At 64.2% G+C, this 15,317-nt stretch carries 16 protein-coding genes; 9 read left to right on the top strand and 7 right to left on the bottom strand.

The genetic code is table 11. The annotated features are described in order from the left end of the window. The first annotated feature begins 40 nt into the window (after positions 1 to 40). The gene (locus HDG33_RS01290; protein WP_090803645.1) at positions 41 to 1,318 is read left to right on the top strand and encodes a polyhydroxyalkanoate depolymerase; all 1,278 of its coding nucleotides are present in this window, start codon (positions 41 to 43) and stop codon (positions 1,316 to 1,318) included. Positions 1,319 to 1,441: 123 nt separating this feature from the next. Here HDG33_RS01290 and HDG33_RS01285 read toward each other — a convergent pair whose 3' ends face one another. Continuing rightward, positions 1,442 to 2,074: a TetR family transcriptional regulator gene (locus HDG33_RS01285; RefSeq protein ID WP_013088849.1), complete on the bottom strand. Its 633-nt coding sequence runs from the start codon at positions 2,072 to 2,074 to the stop codon at positions 1,442 to 1,444. A gap of 240 nt (positions 2,075 to 2,314) precedes the next feature. Here HDG33_RS01285 and rsxB point away from each other — a divergent pair, with 240 nt between their 5' ends. The 3 genes from rsxB (at position 2,315) to HDG33_RS01270 (ending at position 4,509) form a co-directional block, all read left to right on the top strand. Then, the gene (gene rsxB / locus HDG33_RS01280) at positions 2,315 to 3,241 is read left to right on the top strand and encodes an electron transport complex subunit RsxB (RefSeq protein ID WP_184021544.1); all 927 of its coding nucleotides are present in this window, start codon (positions 2,315 to 2,317) and stop codon (positions 3,239 to 3,241) included. Between the two features lie 43 nt (positions 3,242 to 3,284). Next, positions 3,285 to 3,929 carry an endonuclease III gene (gene nth, locus HDG33_RS01275; RefSeq protein ID WP_184021540.1) on the top strand — a complete coding sequence of 215 codons (645 nt, stop codon included), beginning with the start codon at positions 3,285 to 3,287 and terminating at the stop codon, positions 3,927 to 3,929. Between the two features lie 145 nt (positions 3,930 to 4,074). Next, positions 4,075 to 4,509, top strand: coding sequence for a DUF1841 family protein (locus tag HDG33_RS01270; protein ID WP_018419890.1), 435 nt, complete (start codon positions 4,075 to 4,077; stop codon positions 4,507 to 4,509). Positions 4,510 to 4,635: 126 nt separating this feature from the next. Here HDG33_RS01270 and HDG33_RS01265 read toward each other — a convergent pair whose 3' ends face one another. Both HDG33_RS01265 and HDG33_RS01260 read right to left on the bottom strand, forming a co-directional pair. Further along, on the bottom strand, positions 4,636 to 5,016 hold the full coding sequence (locus HDG33_RS01265) for a c-type cytochrome (RefSeq protein ID WP_184021538.1): 381 nt from the start codon (positions 5,014 to 5,016) through the stop codon (positions 4,636 to 4,638). A 46-nt stretch (positions 5,017 to 5,062) separates the two neighbouring features. Beyond that, positions 5,063 to 5,431 (bottom strand): c-type cytochrome, encoded by a 369-nt coding sequence (locus HDG33_RS01260; RefSeq protein WP_184021535.1) that lies wholly within the window; start codon positions 5,429 to 5,431, stop codon positions 5,063 to 5,065. A 316-nt stretch (positions 5,432 to 5,747) separates the two neighbouring features. Here HDG33_RS01260 and HDG33_RS01255 point away from each other — a divergent pair, with 316 nt between their 5' ends. The 5 genes from HDG33_RS01255 to HDG33_RS01235 all read left to right on the top strand — a co-directional run bounded on the left by HDG33_RS01255 (position 5,748) and on the right by HDG33_RS01235 (position 10,918). Next, positions 5,748 to 6,590: a MoxR family ATPase gene (locus HDG33_RS01255; protein WP_090803635.1), complete on the top strand. Its 843-nt coding sequence runs from the start codon at positions 5,748 to 5,750 to the stop codon at positions 6,588 to 6,590. Positions 6,591 to 6,618: 28 nt separating this feature from the next. Next, a complete protein-coding gene (locus HDG33_RS01250) occupies positions 6,619 to 7,794 on the top strand; it encodes a VWA domain-containing protein (protein WP_018419886.1) in 1,176 nt (391 codons plus the stop codon). Positions 7,795 to 7,855: 61 nt separating this feature from the next. Beyond that, positions 7,856 to 9,076 carry a benzoate/H(+) symporter BenE family transporter gene (locus HDG33_RS01245; RefSeq protein WP_184021532.1) on the top strand — a complete coding sequence of 407 codons (1,221 nt, stop codon included), beginning with the start codon at positions 7,856 to 7,858 and terminating at the stop codon, positions 9,074 to 9,076. Between the two features lie 214 nt (positions 9,077 to 9,290). Beyond that, positions 9,291 to 10,244: a transaldolase gene (gene tal / locus HDG33_RS01240; protein WP_184021529.1), complete on the top strand. Its 954-nt coding sequence runs from the start codon at positions 9,291 to 9,293 to the stop codon at positions 10,242 to 10,244. A 254-nt stretch (positions 10,245 to 10,498) separates the two neighbouring features. Next, complete coding sequence (locus tag HDG33_RS01235) at positions 10,499 to 10,918, top strand: VOC family protein (RefSeq protein WP_090805641.1); 420 nt, start codon at positions 10,499 to 10,501, stop codon at positions 10,916 to 10,918. A gap of 27 nt (positions 10,919 to 10,945) precedes the next feature. Here HDG33_RS01235 and HDG33_RS01230 read toward each other — a convergent pair whose 3' ends face one another. The 4 genes from HDG33_RS01230 to HDG33_RS01215 form a co-directional block, all read right to left on the bottom strand. Beyond that, positions 10,946 to 12,070 (bottom strand): FUSC family protein, encoded by a 1,125-nt coding sequence (locus HDG33_RS01230; RefSeq protein WP_184021526.1) that lies wholly within the window; start codon positions 12,068 to 12,070, stop codon positions 10,946 to 10,948. Between the two features lie 128 nt (positions 12,071 to 12,198). Further along, positions 12,199 to 13,749, bottom strand: coding sequence for a monocarboxylate uptake permease MctP (mctP, locus tag HDG33_RS01225; protein WP_184021522.1), 1,551 nt, complete (start codon positions 13,747 to 13,749; stop codon positions 12,199 to 12,201). Continuing rightward, entirely contained in the window at positions 13,746 to 13,988 is a 243-nt protein-coding gene (locus HDG33_RS01220; RefSeq protein ID WP_018419880.1) for a DUF3311 domain-containing protein, read from the bottom strand. Before HDG33_RS01220 ends, mctP begins: the two co-directional genes overlap by 4 nt. A 298-nt stretch (positions 13,989 to 14,286) precedes the next feature. After that, entirely contained in the window at positions 14,287 to 15,222 is a 936-nt protein-coding gene (locus tag HDG33_RS01215; protein WP_184021519.1) for a spermidine synthase, read from the bottom strand. Positions 15,223 to 15,317 lie beyond the last annotated feature (95 nt).

Genomic DNA, 15,317 nt, shown 5'->3' with positions numbered 1-15,317 from the left:
TTTGCGAAGCCCCATGCGAACCGCTTAAAACGGAGCAAACATGCTCTATCAATTTCACGAATTCCAGCGGGCGATGTTGAGCCCCCTCACCGCCTGGGCTCAGGCCGCATCGAAATCATTTGCGAATCCGGCCAGTCCGCTAGCCTATGTGCCGGGCGCCACGCGCCTTTCCGCCGGCTACGAACTGCTTTACCGGCTCGGCAAGGACTACGAAAAGCCCGAGTTCAATATTCACCAGATTGTCAAAGACGGCCATAACATTCCGATCGTCGAGCAGACGTTCATCGAAAAGCCGTTCTGCCGTCTGATGCGCTTCAAGCGCTTCGCGGACGACAGCGAAGCTGTCAGCCAATTGAAAGACGAACCGGTCGTGCTCGTCTGCGCACCGTTGTCAGGACACCACGCCACACTGCTACGCGATACCGTGCGCACGTTGCTGCAAGACCACAAGGTCTACATCACCGACTGGCTCGACGCGCGCATGGTGCCGCTAGAAGCCGGCTGGTTCGGTCTGAACGACTACATCGCGTATATCCAGGAATTCATTCGCCATATCGGCGCGAAGAATCTGCACGTGATCTCGGTGTGCCAGCCGACCGTGCCGGTGCTCGCCGCCATTTCGCTGATGGCGAGCCGCGGCGAGGACACGCCGCGCACGATGACGATGATGGGCGGCCCGATCGACGCACGAAAGAGCCCGACCTCGGTCAATTCGCTGGCCACGCAGCACTCGTACGAGTGGTTCGAGAACAACGTGATCTTCACGGTGCCGCCGAACTATCCCGGCGCGGGCCGCAAGGTCTATCCCGGCTTCCTGCAGCACACCGGTTTCGTCGCGATGAATCCGGAGCGTCACGCGGCGTCGCACTGGGATTTCTACCAGAGCCTGCTGCGCGGCGACGAGGACGACGCCGAAGCGCACCGCCGGTTCTACGACGAGTACAACGCGGTGCTCGACATGGATGCCGATTATTACCTCGACACGATCCGCGTCGTGTTCCAGGAGTTCCGTCTTGCCGAGGGCACGTGGGTCGTCAACGGCGAACCGGTGCGGCCGCAGGACATCACGACGACCGCGCTGTTTACGATCGAAGGTGAACTCGACGACATTTCCGGCGACGGCCAGACTTACGCGGCGCACGACTTGTGCAGCGGCATTCCGGCGAAGAACAAGCGTCACTTCACTGCGGAGAAATGCGGCCACTACGGCATTTTCTCGGGCCGCCGCTGGCGCACGATCATTTACCCGCAATTGCGCGACTTCATTCTCGAGCACAACAAGGCAGCAAAAACGGCGAAAGAAAAAGTCGAAGCCTGAGCATCAAACTTGCATTAGCATATAAAAAGCCAACGGTCCCGTTCGAGGCCGTTGGCTTTTTTATCGCGCTTTGTTCGTGATACTGATTTTTTGCCACGGCCATGATCACCGCGGCACTGCCCGTTACTTTCTCAACAAATACGCGAGCAGCAGTTCGGTATTCATCTGAATCACCTCGCTGCGTTCGGCGGCGCTGCTGAAATCGCGGCCGAGCGTCGCCTCGAGCGTGAAACGGTTCGACACGATGTAGTAGCCCATGCCCGAGAGCGTCACGTAAAAGCGCAGCGGGTCGATGTTCGTGCGAAACAGCCCCGCGCGCTGCCCACGTTCGAGAATGCCGCCGAGCGTGGCGACGATCGGCGAAATCATTTCGCGTATGCGCGTGGACTTCTGCATATAGCGTGCTTCATGCAGATTCTCGTTGTTGATGAGCCTCAACAACTCGGGATGATCGCGGTAGTAGTCCCACACGAAATGCGCGAGACGCGTAACCGCCTCGACCGGCGCGATTCCGTTGAGTTCGAGCGTGCGTTCCGCTTCGTTGAGCGCGCTGAACGCGTGCTCGAGTACCGCGGTGAATAGCTGCTCCTTGCTACCGAAGTAGTAATAGAGCATTCGTTCATTGGTTTCCGCGCGGCGAGCGATCTGATCGACTCGCGCGCCGAACAGCCCTCCATTTGCAAACTCTTCCGCCGCCGCGAGCAAGATGCGGCGCCTCGTGCCTTCAGGATCTCTTTTGATTTTCGGCTGATTCATGGTGGCATCGTCTTCGTGAGCCGCGTTCTCCGGATCGCGCCGCCGGCCTCTCCTCGAGCCTTTTTGTGGCGGCGTTTAGCGGGCGCGTCGTGGTTGGGAAACACACCCTTTTCTGCGGTCTTTCGAATGAAGCGCTTCGATTATGGCACATGGATTGCGAATGGCAATCCGGGAAATCGGCGATAATGTGCTATTTAGTTCAGGTCGTGCGATCGCACGGCAAACCCCCGCGCCGCAACCGTGACAGACGTCAAAACCCTCGCGGATCGCATCGAAGATCTGCTGCCCCAAACGCAATGCACGAAGTGCGGTTATCCCGCATGCCGTCCGTATGCCGAAGCCGTCGCCAATGGCGAGGCGAACTATAACCAGTGCCCGCCCGGCGGCGCCGAGGGCATCGCGCGCCTCGCCGCGCTGCTCGGCAAACCGGTGATTCCGCTCAATTCGGCCAATGGCGTCGAACGTCCGCGTCCGTTGGCGGTTATCGACGAACAGGTGTGCATCGGCTGCACGCTGTGCATGCAGGCGTGTCCGGTCGACGCGATAGTTGGCGCACCGAAACAGATGCACACCGTGGTCGCCGAGCTATGCACCGGCTGCGACCTGTGCGTGCCGCCCTGCCCGGTCGACTGCATCACGATGCTCCCCGTGACCGGCGAGGCCACCGGCTGGGATGCATGGAGCCAAAGCCACGCGGACGCGGCGCGGGCGCGTCATAACCGCCACCAGACCCGTCTCGCGCGCGAGCGCGACGCCGCCGAAGCGCGCGCTGCGGCGCGGCGAGCCGCAAGCGCGCCGCCGGCTGCGCCGGACGCGGTTGCGGCAAGCGGCGCGACAGTGCCGTCCGAGGCTCCCGCCGCCCCGATTGCGGACGACGCGGAAGCGAAGAAACGCGCGATCATCCAGGCCGCGCTCGAACGCGCGCGCAAGAAGAAGGAAGACTTGGCCGCGAAAGGCGAGGGACCGCTGAACACCGAGAACGTCAGCGCCGACGTGCAGGCACAGATCGACGCCGCCGAAGCGCGCCGCCGCCGTCTCGGTCTTGCCAGCGGTGGCGACACGCCCGGCTCGGAGCAGCAGTCCGACGAGTCAAATGAGTCAAATGAGTCAAACGAGTCCAATCCGCCGTCCAACTCGCCGTGCAACTCGCCGCCAACCGCGCGCTGACCATGCCGGCGCAACCCGGCCCACTCACACGGACCCGCTCCGCATGAACGCGAACAAACGCCGCGCGATCTACGAAACGCTTCAGAGCCTCAATCCGCATCCAACCACCGAGCTCGAGTACACGACGCCGTTCGAACTGCTGATCGCGGTGCTGTTGTCGGCGCAGGCGACCGACGTGTCGGTCAACAAGGCGATGCGCAGGATGTTTCCGGTCGCGAACACGCCGCAGAAGGTGTTCGACCTCGGCGAGGAAGGCGTCGCGAGCTATATCAGGACGATCGGTCTGTATCGCACGAAGGCGAAGAACGTGATCGCGACCTGCCGCATTCTGCTCGACCGGTACGGCGGCGAGGTGCCCGAGGATCGCGAGGCACTCGAAGGGCTGCCCGGTGTCGGCCGCAAAACGGCCAACGTGATCCTGAACACCGCATTCGGCCATCCGACCATCGCGGTCGACACCCACATTTTCCGCGTCGCCAACCGCACCGGCCTCGCGCCCGGCAAGGACGTGCGCGCGGTCGAAGCGGCACTCGAAAAATTCACGCCCGCCGAATTCAGGCAGGATGCGCACCACTGGCTGATCCTGCATGGACGCTACGTGTGCAAGGCGCGCCGCCCCGAATGCTGGCATTGCGCGATCGAACCGCTGTGCGAGTTCCGGCCGAAGACCCCGCCACCCGATCTATAAGGCCGGGCCAGTTCGAGACCCGAGGCCGTGCAGCGCGCCTGCAGCCCACGCGGCCGCCGCGTAAAATAGTGTCTTACGGCGCAGCGCGCACTGCGGACCCGCACCGTCGCGCTCCGCGCCTCCACTCCCACGCACCGGTTCCACGATGTTCAATCCCAGCCGCGACGAAGTTCGCCTCTTTTTCACCGACACCTGGCGCAAACAGCGCCAGGGCGAGATTTTGACACCGCTCGAGGCGATCGCCGCCGACTGGATCGTCGAGCATCCCGAATATCACGCCGATCTCGCCGATGGTCCCGCCGCCCAGGCGCAGGACTATTCGCCGGAGCGCGGCCAGACCAATCCGTTCCTGCACCTGTCGATGCACCTGGCGATCTCCGAGCAGTTGTCGATCGATCAGCCGCCCGGCATTCGAGCCGCGCATGAGCGGCTCGCCGCGCGCCTCGGCTCGACGCACGAGGCGCAGCACGCGATCATGGACTGCCTCGGCGAAACCATCTGGGAAGCGCAGCGCACCGGCACGCCGCCGGACACGGACGCGTATCTGCAGCGCATCGAACGGCGCGCGACGCGCGACTGAGGCGACTGGAAACTCCGGCGCGGCACGACGCCAGCACGCCGAGGTACGACGCCCTCAAAGCAAAACACCCCGCCAAGGCGGGGTGTTTTGCTTTTGAAGCTTCGGCGCGAAACCGGCGCCCGACGCTTACTTCTTCTGCACGAGGTCGCCTGGCAGCGATTCGATGTAGGCGGCGATGTCCTTCATGTCGCCTAGCGACAGGCTCTGCACCTGTGCCTGCATGATCGCGTTGTTGCGGCCGAGGTGTGGATTGCCAGTACCCATCTGGTACTGACGCAGCGCCCAGAAGACATAGTCGGCGTACTGACCGGCCAGCTTCGGATACTCCGGGCTCACCGGCTTGTTCAGGTTGGGGCCGTGGCAGGCCGCGCAGTTGTGGCTGTCGGCGAGCACCTTACCCTTGCCGGCGTCGGCCGCGTGGGCTGCGTTCGCCGCGGCCAGACCGATTACCGCCGCCGCGCCGACCGCCTTGAATACCGTGTGGAGTGCCTGTTGGGGCTTGATCATGAAATCTCCTATCCCGCGAATTGGATGTGCTGGTGACCGACGCCGATCACTTGTCGGGATTGTTTTTCGAAGCGGCAGTTTGCGCTGCGTAGTACGCGGCGACATCGGCAATGTCCTGATCCGACAGCGTCACCGCGATCGCGTGCATCGTGGCGAAATGGCGGTCGCCCTTCTTGTAGGCGCGCAGCGCGTTTTCGAGGTACGCCTGATTCTGGCCACCGAGCTTCGGCACGCGGAAAACCTCTGGATAAGCCGTGCGGTACTCAGGGATGCCGTGGCAGCCGATACACATCGCGACCTTGTCCTGGCCCGCCTTGGCGTTGCCTACGACATCCGCTGCCTGCGCATTGGCCGCATACCCCGCGAGCACCGACAGCGCTACGATCACGACGTGTTTGCCGACGAATTTATTCATAGATGTAACCTGGCTTGAGGGGAAACGGGTGCCCACAAAGGCAGCGGTCCGCGCCGTTCTTCTTGTAGGGCAGCCGCGCAGGCCAAAAAAATCGGGCTCATTGTACCGCGCCGCCGCGCCGAACGTCCACCAGACACGGGGGCCGCGCAACGCCCGCCGGGACGGTCCCCACGCCATGACCGCGGCGGCTTCGCAACGACGCCACAGCGGCACCGCCGCCGCGTCACTGCGCGGCTGACACCATACGTGAGCCGGTTTCAGGCCAACAGGCCTTCTGACTTATACTGGGTTTTTTCCCGCACAAGAGCATCTCGTCATGCGTTTCGAAGGCTCATCGCAGTACGTCGCCACCGACGACCTCAAGCTCGCGGTCAACGCCGCGATGACGCTCAAGCGTCCGCTGCTGATCAAGGGCGAACCCGGCACCGGCAAGACCATGCTCGCCGAGGAAGTCGCCGCCGCGCTCGGCATGCCGCTCTTGCAATGGCACATCAAGTCGACCACCAAGGCACAGCAGGGGCTGTACGAATACGACGCGGTGTCGCGTCTGCGCGATTCGCAGCTCGGCGACGAGCGCGTGAAGGACATCCGCAACTACATCGTCAAGGGCGTGCTGTGGCAGGCGTTCGAATCGGACGAGCAGAGCGTGCTGCTGATCGACGAGATCGACAAAGCCGACATCGAATTCCCGAACGACCTGCTGCGCGAACTCGACCGCATGGAGTTCTACGTGTACGAGACGCGCGAGCTGGTGCGCGCCAGACATCGCCCGCTCGTGATCATCACGTCGAACAACGAGAAGGAGTTGCCCGACGCGTTCCTGCGCCGCTGCTTCTTCCACTACATCAGGTTTCCGGATGCGACGACGATGCAGCAGATCGTCGACGTGCATTACCCCGGCATCAAGAAGGATCTGCTCGCCGCGGCGCTGCAGAGCTTCTTCGAGCTGCGCAACGTCGCGGGGCTGAAGAAGAAGCCGTCCACCTCCGAACTGCTCGACTGGCTCAAGCTGCTGCTCGCCGAAGACATTCCGCCCGAAGCACTGCGCTCGGCCGATCAGAAGCAGATCGTGCCGCCCCTGCACGGCGCGCTGCTGAAGAACGAACAGGACGTGAGCCTGTTCGAGCGGCTGCTGTTCATGAACCGCAACAACCGTTGAGCGGGCGCCGCGCCGCAGGACATCCAGCATGCTGATCGACTTTTTCTACTCGCTGCGCGCCGCCCGCCTGCCGGTCTCGGTGAAGGAATACCTGACGCTGCTCGAAGCGCTGAAGGCCAACGTGATCGCGCCGTCGCTCGACGAGTTCTACTACCTCTCGCGCATCACGCTCGTGAAGGACGAGCAGTACTTCGACAAGTTCGACCAGGCGTTCGGCGCCTTTTTCAACGGTGTCGCGGCGACCTCGGAGCTCGCGTTCGAGATTCCGCCCGACTGGCTGAAGAAGAAGCTGCAACGCGATCTGTCGCCCGAGGAAAAGGCGCAGATCGAGGCGATGGGCGGCATCGACAAGCTGATGGAGCGCCTGAAGGAACTGTTCGACGAGCAGAAAGAGCGCCACGAGGGCGGCAACAAGTGGATCGGGACGGGCGGCACGTCGCCGTTCGGTCACGGCGGCTATAACCCCGAAGGCGTGCGCATCGGCGGCGACGCGGCCGGCAATCGCACGGCCGTCAAGGTATGGGAAGCGCGCGCGTATCGCGACTACGACGACCAGGTCGAAATCGGCACGCGCAACATCAAGGTCGCGCTGCGACGGTTGCGCCGTTTCGCCCGCGAAGGCGCGGCGGAAGAACTCGATTTGCCCGACACGATCCGCAGCACCGCCGCGAACGCCGGCTGGCTCGATCTGAAGATGGTGCCCGAGCGGCACAACAACGTGAAGGTGCTGATGCTGCTCGACGTCGGCGGCTCGATGGACGATCACGTGAAGCGCACCGAGGAGCTGTTCTCCGCCGCGAAAGCCGAGTTCAAGCACCTCGAGTTCTACTACTTCCACAACTGCGTGTACGACTTCCTGTGGAAGCACAACCGCCGCCGCCACGCCGAGCGCACACCGACGTGGGACGTGCTGCACAAGTTCACGCCCGACTACAAGCTGATCTTCGTCGGCGACGCGACGATGAGCCCGTACGAAGTGTTGCAGCCCGGCGGCTCGGTCGAGTACAACAACGCCGAGGCCGGCGCGGTATGGTTGCGCCGGCTCGCCGATCACTTCCCGCACTTCGCGTGGCTGAACCCGGAGCCGGAAGCGCTGTGGCCGTACCGGCAGTCGGTCAGCGCGATCCGCGAAGTGCTGGGCCACCGCATGTATCCGCTGACGCTCGCGGGCCTCGAGACGGCCATGCGGGTGCTGAGCAAGTAACGCCCGCCGTTCCAGAATCCACGTCCCGACGCTTCAACTTCCACAACAAGAAAGCCTTCGCATGAGTTCGTCCCCGTCGCCCCAGCTGTCCCGCGCCGCCACGTCGCCCAGGCGCTTCAATCCGCTTGCCGATACGTCGCTGTCGACGATCGTCGCGGGCTTCGTCGCGGCGATGACCGGCTACACGAGCTCGCTCGTGCTGATGTTTCAGGCGGGCCAGGCCGCGCATCTGAGCGACGCGCAGATTTCGTCGTGGATCTGGGCGCTGTCGATCGGCATGGGCCTGTGCACGATCGGCCTGTCGCTGCGCTTTCGCGCGCCGATCGTGATCGCGTGGTCGACGCCGGGCGCGGCGCTGCTGGTGTCGTCGCTGCCGCATGTCGAGTATGCGCAGGCGATCGGCGCATTCATCTTCTGCGCGGCGCTGCTGACGCTGGTCGGCGTCACCGGCTGGTTCGACGCGCTGATGAAGCGGATTCCGTCCGGCCTTGCGGCAGCGCTGCTCGCGGGCATCCTGTTCGAGATCGGCATCGAGATTTTCCGTGCCGCGCAGTACCAGACCGCACTCGTGCTGACGATGTTCTTTACCTACCTGATCGTCAAACGGTTCGTGCCGCGTTATGCGATTCCGACCACGCTCGTGGCCGGCACCGCAGCCGCCGGCGGCCTCGGGCTGCTCGACTTCAGCCACTTTCACGTCGCGCTCGCGCACCCGGTGCTGACGATGCCGTCGTTTTCAGTGGCGGCTTGCGTGAGCATCGGCATTCCGCTGTTCGTGGTCGCGATGGCCTCGCAGAACGTGCCGGGCATCGCGGTGCTGCGCGCCGACGGCTATACGACCCCGTCCGCGCCGCTGATCGCGACGACCGGCGTCGCGTCGCTGCTACTCGCGCCGTTTGGCTCGCACGGCATCAATCTTGCGGCGATCACGGCGGCGATCTGCACCGGCCCCGAAGCGCACGAAAACCCCGCCAGGCGCTACACAGCGGCCGTATGGGGCGGCATTTTCTATCTGCTCGCGGGCGTGTTCGGCGCGACGATCGCCGCGCTGTTCGCGGCGTTCCCGAAGGAGTTGGTCGTGTCGGTCGCGGCGCTCGCGCTGTTCGGCTCGATCATGAGCGGGCTCGCCAATGCGATGCAGGATACGAGGCAGCGGGAGGCGGCGCTCGTCACGTTCATGGTGACCGCCTCGGGACTCACGCTGCTGTCGATCGGCTCGGCGTTCTGGGGGCTCGTCGCCGGCGTGGTGACGCAAGTCGTGCTGAACGCGCGGCGCGTGTGAACGGATCGCCACGCCCGGCTGTCCATACCCGGTGTTCATACCGTCCTCGGCGATCCGCCATAGAATAGATGTATCCGGCAGCGTTTCCCAAGCCATCGTGGGACGCGCTGCGGCTTGACCCGCGGCCGCCGGCGCCGGCTGATTCCTCCTGCCGGCGCGGCGGCGTCCTCACTTCTCCTGAACCATGGCGCAGACGCGCCCTGAAGGCCCGAACATGACAACCGCACTCGACCAACTCAAGCAATACACCACCGTGGTGGCCGACACCGGCGACTTCCAGCAGCTCGCGCAGTACAAGCCGCGCGATGCGACCACCAATCCGTCGCTGATTCTGAAGGCCGTGCAGAAAGACGACTACCGGCCGCTGCTCGAAAAGACCGTGAAGGCGCATGCGTCGAAGCCGGCCGGCGCGATCATCGACCAATTGCTGATCGCCTTCGGCACCGAAATCCTGAAGATCATCCCGGGGCGGGTGTCGACCGAAGTCGACGCGCGCCTGTCGTTCGACGTCGAAGGCTCGATCGCGAAAGGCCGCGAGCTGATCGCGCTGTACAAGGAACACGGCATCGAGCGCGACCGCGTGCTGATCAAGCTTGCGTCGACGTGGGAAGGCGTGCGCGCGGCCGAGGCGCTGCAGAAGGAAGGCATCCACTGCAACATGACGCTGCTGTTTTCGCTCGTGCAGGCCGCCGCCGCCGCGGAAGCTGGCGCGCAGTTGGTCTCGCCGTTCGTCGGCCGCATCTACGACTGGTACAAGAAGAACGCCGGCAGCGCGTGGGACGAAGCGAAAGACGGCGGCGCCAACGACCCGGGCGTCAAGTCGGTGCGCCGCATCTACGCGTACTACAAGAAGTTCGGCTACAAGACCGAGGTGATGGGCGCGAGCTTTCGCACGACCTCGCAGATTCTGGAACTGGCCGGCTGCGATCTGTTGACGATCAGCCCCGACCTGCTGCAGAAACTGCACGAGAGCACCGACAAGGTCGAACGCAAGCTGTCGCCGGAGACATCGCACGACGCGGACATCGAGCGCGTGCCGGTCGACGAGAAGTCGTTCCGCTTCCTCCTCAACGACGAAGCGATGGCGACCGAGAAGCTCTCCGAAGGCATCCGCACGTTCGCCGCGGACGCGGTGAAGCTGGAAAAGCTGATCGACACGCTGCGCTGAGGCGCCGGAGGCGGCGGGCGTGGCTGGCTGAGTGACGCTCACGCTCGCCGCGCGGCTCCGCGCGAATGCCATCCATGACAGGCGGCGCTGGACCTCACGGTTCGGCGCCGCTTTTCGTTTACGCTGCGTCGCCACCGGCGACATAGCGTCACAATCGACGCGCCGCCACCGACTACAATCGACTCCACGCCTCTCCCCACCGCCGCTGGCGAGGAACGACGGCGCCCGCCCAACGCCTGACCATGGAGACGATCATGTACGTTCAGCCCTATGTGTTCTTCAACGGCCGTTGCCAGGAAGCGCTCGATTACTACACCGACAAGCTCGGCGCCCAGGTGACCTTCAAGATGCTGTTCAAGGAAGCGCCGCCGGACGCGCACAATCCGCCACGCCCCGAACTCGCCGACAAGATCATGCACGCGAGCGTGCAGCTGGGCTCGAGCACGTGGATGGCTTCCGACGGCAACTGCGATCCGGCGGCCGGCCCGTTCAACGGCTTCAGTCTGTCGCTGACCGTCGATGACGGCGCGTCGGCGGAAAAATGCTTCAACGCGCTCGCCGATGGCGGCCAGGTCGTGATGCCGTTCCAGCAAACGTTCTGGAGCAAGGGCTTCGGAATGGTGGTGGACCGCTTCGGCATGATGTGGATGGTCACGCTGCCGCCGCAGGTTTGAGGCTTAGGGGCAGGCCAGCGCTAGCACCTACCTACCACGCGTCGCCCGCTCGTGCCGCTCGATGTTCCAGTTCGGCTCGGTCTCCAGCAATAGCGCGCGCAACCGGTCTACCTGCTCCGCGAGCCGCTGACCGAGCCAGTACGGCCCTTGCCAGTCGGGCAGCAACGCGGTGGCCACGTCGCCGTGCCCCTTCGCGGGCGGCGCCGCGGCCGGAATGCCAAAGCGCGACGGACGGCCAAAACGCAGCCCGCGCGCGGTGGACAACAGGATCGCCCGCACGGCGCGCACCTCGGCGCCGCAATGCGCTGCATAGGCGGTGCGCGCGGCGGCATCGGCGTTCATCAGCGGACCCGTGGCAAGCAGTTCCAGCGAGCTGAGCACCGAGCGATGCAGCCGCTGGATCTCCTCGAGCCTCGACTGCGGCACGTCGATTTCCTTCGCGACCGACGGCATCAGCGAGCGCAGTTGCACGAGCCGCTTGTTGATCCGCAGGAAGCGCTTGATCTGCTCCTCCTCGGTGATCGTTTCGCCGTCGAGCAGCCGCGCGTAGATGCCCGCGCATTCGCGCAGATTGGCGGCGAGGCCGTAGCGCCACGAATACGTCGCGTGCAGCGGAAACGCGAACGAAAACGCCAGCGCGATGACGATACCGATCAGCACGTTCAGCGTGCGCCAGAGGCCGACGTCGATCAGATTGTCGCCGTGGCCCGCGACGATGCACATCGTGATGGCGGTCAGGAGCCCGATATAGCCGGACGAGCCAATCGCGAACCACGCGCAGATCGACGCGATGATCGCCATCAGCCCATAGGTGAGCGGCAGCGAACCGATGAAGTGCTGTTGCACGATCAGCAGGAGCCCGATCGATGCCCCGAGCAGCGTGCCGGCCGCGCGTTCGGCCGCTTTCTTGCGGATATTGCCGTGATGCTGCAAGCCGCCGATCACGACCAGCAACGTCACCGACGACCAGATGCCGTGCGGAATATCGATGCCGGTCGTCGCGAGAATCGACACCAGCATCGCGAGGCCGACGCGCAGGCTATGCAGTACCTTCGCGTGCCGGTAGCGGTAATACGGCGACGTGACCGCGCGCACCATCCGGCTGAGTGCCGCGCGGCGGGAGATCACGGTGGGAGTATCTGCAGCAGCCATGGCGGCGCGCGGCGAACGCGTGAAAGGACGGTTCCGCTATCCTGCCCTGGAGTGCCCCGCAAACACAAACGCCCGCCAACTTTCGTAGGCGGGCGTTGCGTTTTTCAGCGTGTGAAGTTGCAGCCGGATCAGCCTTCGACGACGTCCAGATAGTCCTCCGGACGCGTGCGGTCCTCGGCGCGCTGCATGCCCACCGCGCGCACGACCAGGCTCACGACGACCGACACCACGAGGTTCACGACCAGCGACCACACGGCCGCATAGCCCGGAATCGCGATGCCGAACAGATGGATCGTGAAGATCGAGCTCGCGAGGTTCAACGAAATCGCCATCCACGTGCCGGTCGCGATACCTGCCGCCCAGCCGAGCAACAGACCCCGGTAGTCGAGCACGCGCGTGTAGAGACCCAGCACGATCGCCGGCAGCGTCTGGATGATCCAGATCCCGCCGAGCAGTTGCAACTGGATCGCGTACGTGAGCGGCAGACCGAGAATGAACGCCACCGCGCCGACCTTGACGATCAGCGACACCAGCTTCGCGACGTTGGTCTCCTGCTCGTGCGTCATGTTGCGGTTGACGAACTCCTTGTGCACGTTGCGCGTGTACAGATTCGCCGCCGCGATCGACATGATCGCCGCCGGCACCAGCGCGCCGATACCGATCGCCGCGAACGCGACGCCGACGAACCACGACGGGAAGAAGTGCAGGAACAGCGCCGGCACTGCGAAGTTCGGGCCGAAGGCCTTGAAGTACGGCGCGAACTCCGGCATGTCCTTCACGCCGGCCGCGAGCGCCATGAAGCCGAGCAGCGCGAGCAGGCCGAGCACCAGCGAATACGCCGGCAGCAACGCCATGTTGCGGCGGATCGTGTTGCCCGACTTCGACGACAGCACCGCGGTGATCGAGTGCGGATACAGGAACAGCGCGAGCGCCGAACCCACCGCGAGCGTCGCGTACGCGCTATAGCCGTTCAGGCTCGACACGTCCGGCGACTTCAGCAGCAGCTTGGCCGGCGGGACCGCGCCGAAGATATGGCCGAAGCCGCCCAGCTGCGGCGGAATCACGATGATCGCGGCGAAGATCGTCACGTAGATCAGGATGTCCTTGACGACCGCGATCATGGCCGGCGCGCGCAGGCCCGACGTGTACGTGTAGGCCGCGAGGATCGCGAATGCGATGATCAGCGGCAGATCGCCGACGAAGCCGGTCGTGTCGAAACCGAGCGCGCCGATCACCACTTCGATACCGACCAGTTGCAGCGCGATGTACGGCATCGTCGCGACGATGCCGGTCACCGCGACGGCGAGCGCGAGCATGCGGCTGCCGTAGCGGGCCGACACGAAGTCCGCCGAGGTCACATAGCCGTGCCGCTTCGCGACGCTCCACAGCTTCGGGAACACGACGAACGCGAACGGATAGATCAGGATCGTGTACGGCAGCGCGAAGAAGCCCGTTGCGCCCGCACCGAACACGAGCGCCGGCACCGCGATGAACGTGTAGGCGGTGTACAGGTCGCCGCCGAGCAGGAACCACGTGACGATCGTGCCGAAGCGCCGGCCGCCGAGACCCCACTCTTCGATATGCGCGAGATCGCCGCGCCGCCAGTGGGCCGCGACGAAGCCGAGAATCGTGACGCCGATGAAAAACAGAACGAAGACGAATGTTGCAATGGGGTTCATCGTTGCGCGCCCCCGTTCGTGCGACCCGTATAGCGGGACTTGGTCTTCGAATAGACGAACGCGGTGATGACCGCGCTGATCAGCACCCACAGCAGCTGATACCAGTAGAAGAACGGGAAATCGAACAGCTGCGGCTCGATCCGGTTGTAGGACGGCACCCAGATCATCGCGATCCACGGTAGCAGCAATAGCCAGAGCCAGTGCTTGCTGGCTTTCTTCACGTCGGCGTCGTGAGCCATGACGTCTCCTGTTTCCTATTTAGAATTTATCTGCCCGCGGTCGACGGGAGGTGGAACTCAGCGGGTGGTCGTCCCGCGGTCAGCCACGGGCTCCCCGAAAGCTTCGAAAGAGTATAGGAGTGGCGAACTCCCGGTCAAGCAGGGACGACCCGAGGCGCGTCGGCGTCCAACAACGCGACGGAAGCGCCAACGATGCAGGCTGGATGACGTTGCAGCGTAGACGTGAAAAAAATACCGGAAGCAAAGCGGCCGTGCCGACCGATACGCCGGTACGGCCGCTTCATTCTCCGTGCGCTGATCAGATCGCAAACGATGCGCCCGTCTGCCCCGTCGATTCGCGCAGGCCCTTGATCCATTTGCGCGCCGGCAAGCCGAGCTCGGCTTCGATCAGCTTCGCGCGCGCCTCTAGCGCGGTGAACGGCACGTCGAGCGCGGGGCCCGAGAAGGCGATCGCGATACGGTTGCCGTCGTGCACTTCGGGCAGCGCGACGACGCGACCGTCGAAGGCTTCGTTCAGACGCTTCATGTTGCGCACGAAGCTCGGATGATCGCCGAACAGATTCACCGTGACGATGCCCGCGTCGGTCAGACACGCACGTGCCGCACGGTAAAAGCCGACGCTGTCGAGTACTGGGCCGCGCGCGGTCGCGTCGTAGACGTCGATCTGCAGCGCGCCGATGGTGCCATGGTTCGCGCTCTCGTTGACGAAGTCCCACGCGTCGCTTTCATGCACGCTCAGACGCGCGTCGTCGGGCGGCAGTTCGAACATCGTGCGCGCGGCCACGACGACCGCCGGATTCAGTTCGACGGCCTCGACCTTCGCGCTCTTCAGGAAGCGGTGCGCGAACTTGGTCAGCGACGCGGCGCCGAGCCCGAGCTGCACGATGCGCTTCGGCGTTTCGAGGAATAGCAGCCAGGCCATCATCTGCTGCGCGTATTCGAGTTCGATGTGATCGGGCTTGCGTAGACGCATCGCGCCTTGCACCCATTCCGTGCCGAAATGCAGGTAGCGCACGCCGCCCTCTTCGGAGAACGTCACCGGTGCGAAGCGCGGCTTGCGCGGCGCTTCGATTTGCGGCGCGTCGTGTGCGTCGTGCTCGACGGCGCCGCTCGCGTTGCGCGTGGATTTGGCTGCCTTTTTGTGGGCCATTTTCTGTTTACCGCCGATGGCTTGGGCGTCGCGGTTACGGAAAGCGCGCGCCTCGGCCGAAGCGCGCTTGATCAGATTCGTCATGTAGGGATGTCGCGCGACAGGCGCAATATTTTTGGTCGAACGAGAGCATAGCATTCGCTGCGGTTCGCTCATTCAAACCAACCGCTCACAAACTG

The organism is Paraburkholderia sp. Cpub6, from assembly GCF_014201065.1.
In the GTDB taxonomy this organism is placed as follows: domain Bacteria; phylum Pseudomonadota; class Gammaproteobacteria; order Burkholderiales; family Burkholderiaceae; genus Paraburkholderia; species Paraburkholderia tuberum.
Note: the sequence above shows the minus strand (reverse complement) of the source record. Positions and strands in the feature narration are given on the sequence as shown.

Excerpts from the sequence above, each read along its gene's own strand:
- HDG33_RS01290 (WP_090803645.1), top strand. The coding sequence starts at position 41 with ATGCTCTATCAATTTCACGAATTCCAGCGGGCGATGTTGAGCCCCCTC.
- HDG33_RS01285 (WP_013088849.1), bottom strand. The coding sequence starts at position 2,074 with ATGAATCAGCCGAAAATCAAAAGAGATCCTGAAGGCACGAGGCGCCGC.
- nth (WP_184021540.1), top strand. The coding sequence starts at position 3,285 with ATGAACGCGAACAAACGCCGCGCGATCTACGAAACGCTTCAGAGCCTC.
- HDG33_RS01270 (WP_018419890.1), top strand. The coding sequence starts at position 4,075 with ATGTTCAATCCCAGCCGCGACGAAGTTCGCCTCTTTTTCACCGACACC.
- HDG33_RS01265 (WP_184021538.1), bottom strand. The coding sequence starts at position 5,016 with ATGATCAAGCCCCAACAGGCACTCCACACGGTATTCAAGGCGGTCGGC.
- HDG33_RS01260 (WP_184021535.1), bottom strand. The coding sequence starts at position 5,431 with ATGAATAAATTCGTCGGCAAACACGTCGTGATCGTAGCGCTGTCGGTG.
- HDG33_RS01255 (WP_090803635.1), top strand. The coding sequence starts at position 5,748 with ATGCGTTTCGAAGGCTCATCGCAGTACGTCGCCACCGACGACCTCAAG.
- HDG33_RS01250 (WP_018419886.1), top strand. The coding sequence starts at position 6,619 with ATGCTGATCGACTTTTTCTACTCGCTGCGCGCCGCCCGCCTGCCGGTC.
- HDG33_RS01245 (WP_184021532.1), top strand. The coding sequence starts at position 7,856 with ATGAGTTCGTCCCCGTCGCCCCAGCTGTCCCGCGCCGCCACGTCGCCC.
- tal (WP_184021529.1), top strand. The coding sequence starts at position 9,291 with ATGACAACCGCACTCGACCAACTCAAGCAATACACCACCGTGGTGGCC.
- HDG33_RS01235 (WP_090805641.1), top strand. The coding sequence starts at position 10,499 with ATGTACGTTCAGCCCTATGTGTTCTTCAACGGCCGTTGCCAGGAAGCG.
- HDG33_RS01230 (WP_184021526.1), bottom strand. The coding sequence starts at position 12,070 with ATGGCTGCTGCAGATACTCCCACCGTGATCTCCCGCCGCGCGGCACTC.
- mctP (WP_184021522.1), bottom strand. The coding sequence starts at position 13,749 with ATGAACCCCATTGCAACATTCGTCTTCGTTCTGTTTTTCATCGGCGTC.
- HDG33_RS01220 (WP_018419880.1), bottom strand. The coding sequence starts at position 13,988 with ATGGCTCACGACGCCGACGTGAAGAAAGCCAGCAAGCACTGGCTCTGG.
- HDG33_RS01215 (WP_184021519.1), bottom strand. The coding sequence starts at position 15,222 with ATGACGAATCTGATCAAGCGCGCTTCGGCCGAGGCGCGCGCTTTCCGT.